Below are 2,120 nucleotides of genomic sequence, written 5' to 3'. Positions count from 1 at the left end.
GAGATCCACGAGCGGCAGCGCAAAGCCCATTCCTCACGGCGTATCCACGTCGAGCACGGGATCGCACACCTCAAGAACTGGCGAGCTCTCGCCCGTCACTTCGGGCGCCGGGAGCACATGAGCGACACCGTCCAAGCCGTCGCTGGCCTGCTCGCGCACCAGCAGACCGCAGACCTCAGCCAGAAATCGACAAGCTGAACCCCAGGACAGCAGGCCGCGACGTCTCACCGCCAACCATGCACGAGCTCGTTAGGTTCTGTCTCCTTGAACAGCACCTGTTCCGGCCGAGTTGATCTATCCTGCCACGCGCGAACCATGCGAACAGGGGGCGGGAATGAAGCGGTCGGCAGGGAAACGCAAATACCAGCACGGGCGGAGCGTGTGGACCACGCTCACCGGCTGGGGCATGGTGCTCAGCGCCAGCGGGGCAATCGGGTGCGTGCTGTGGGGCGTCGGATCGTACCCGCCGCTGTACGCCGAGACGGCGATGGCCGCACTGTCCTTGCTCTTCGCCGCCGCCTGGATCATCTCTTCGCTCCGGGCCCCTCTGCGGAAGTCGTACTGGCCGCGGCGTGGCCCCGCGAGTACCAGGCCCTTCCGCGGCACCTCGGTCGACGGCGGCGAGTACAGCGGCCGCGCGCTGGTGTGGTTCGTCGCCTTGCTGGTGCCCATGGCCACCCTGGCCTGCTTCGCCATGGGGCTGATGGTCTCTCCGGAGTACGGACGGGAGACTGCTCGGCTGGACGCAGCCGGATGGGGGGAGCATCCGGCGACCGTGGTCCGGCTCGCCGGGGATCCGGTCCGCGGGCAGGACGACTCCGACGAGCCGGTGTACTACCAAACCGACCTCGTCCTGAAGATTCCCTACGACAACGGGCCCCGCGAGGTGACCAAGCGCGCGATGACCACCCAGCACGCTCCGAAGGCGGGCACGACGATCCAGCTGTACTACGCGCCGGGCGACCCTCGCCCGGATTCGCCGGTACTGACCGACGGCCGTCGCCAACGGCCGGGCCTGGCCAACCTCAACTTCTACCTCCTCCTCGGACTCCTCCTGATCGTTCCGCCGACGGCGATCCTGAAGGGCGCCCTCGACTGGGACATGACGCCCCGTGTACGGCGGTTCAGACCCGTCGTCCACCTCCCGGCCCTCGGGATCCTCGTCCTCGGACTGCTCCTGCTGCTGCCGACCGCCCTGGGATGGGAAGCGGCCGGTCCGGCCGCCTTCCTGTCCTGCGTCACCCCTGGAGCCGCCCTGGCCTGGGTCTGGCGTACTGCCTGAAGATCCTTTGGAGGAGGTCGTACGAGGAGGTGTGCGCGGGAGGGCCCGCGATCCGATGTCACCGTTGCCATCTCAGCGCGCACTCATCCGCCAGGGCCGACAGGACGATGACGTTCTCGCCTCGCCTCGCCTCGCCTCGCCTCGCCTCGCCGGCCGGACGGGCCTTGGCCGTCGGGTGCTGTCCTAGGATCTGCCCCTCGGTCAGCGCCGGGTCCACATGAGGATCGCAGCGAGGTGCAGTGCGGCCTGGTAGGCGATGGCGAGCTTGCAGGCTGCGGAATGACAGCACGGATACCTCGGCGACGGAGATGCCCGCGGATCGCACGGGAAGAGTAGGCGCGGTCTGCGAGGACGGCGGCAGGTCGTGTTTTCGGCCTCCCGAGCCCCGTTCGCGGAACCCGGATCCTGGCCATGACCGCCTCGAAGGCCGACGCGTCACCGGCTTGGCCGGCGGTGACGCGGATGGCCAGGGGCCGGGCCTGGCCATCACTGGCCAAGTGGACCTTGGGTCACTCATCTGCTCGCGTCGGCCGAGGTGGCGAGCGAGTGCCCGCCAGTTCTTGAGGTGTGCGATGCCGTGTTCGACCCGGATCCGGCGTGAGGAGTGCGCCTTGCGTTGGCGTTCGTAGATCTCCTCGTACCACTCCGACGGGTTCTTCTTGAACTTGCGGTGCGGTGGTGTCACTACGCGGCCGCCGGTCTGAGCGCCCAAGCCTTGGTAGCCGGCGTCGGCAAGGACCTCCACGGCCGGGCCGCTAATCAGGTGCTTGACCAGGCCTAACTGCCGGGCGTGGGTGATGTCGGCACAGCTTGCCGGCTGGGCGGGACTGCAGAACAG

Annotated in this window: 2 protein-coding genes and 2 pseudogenes; 2 read left to right on the top strand and 2 right to left on the bottom strand. The window is 68.3% G+C overall.

From position 1 onward, the window contains the following. Together IH80_RS0138245 and IH80_RS40340 are read left to right on the top strand one after the other, a co-directional pair. On the top strand, positions 1-198 hold a 198-nt coding region (locus IH80_RS0138245), incomplete at its 5' end, for a transposase family protein (RefSeq protein ID WP_037882358.1). A gap of 181 nt (positions 199-379) precedes the next feature. Continuing rightward, positions 380-1,282, top strand: a complete 903-nt coding sequence (locus IH80_RS40340; RefSeq protein WP_037882356.1) for a DUF3592 domain-containing protein — start codon at positions 380-382, stop codon at positions 1,280-1,282. 272 nt (positions 1,283-1,554) lie between these two features. On the opposite strand, the pseudogene IH80_RS43355 reads toward IH80_RS40340, so the two are convergent. Together IH80_RS43355 and IH80_RS47050 are read right to left on the bottom strand one after the other, a co-directional pair. Then, a pseudogene (locus tag IH80_RS43355) lies at positions 1,555-1,788 on the bottom strand (transposase); the annotation flags it as partial. A 32-nt stretch (positions 1,789-1,820) separates the two neighbouring features. Continuing rightward, positions 1,821-2,120: pseudogene (locus IH80_RS47050) on the bottom strand (transposase family protein); the annotation flags it as partial.

Source organism: Streptomyces sp. NRRL S-378 (assembly GCF_000720645.1).
Taxonomy (GTDB): domain Bacteria; phylum Actinomycetota; class Actinomycetes; order Streptomycetales; family Streptomycetaceae; genus Streptomyces.
This window is presented reverse-complemented; position numbering and strand designations above follow the sequence as displayed.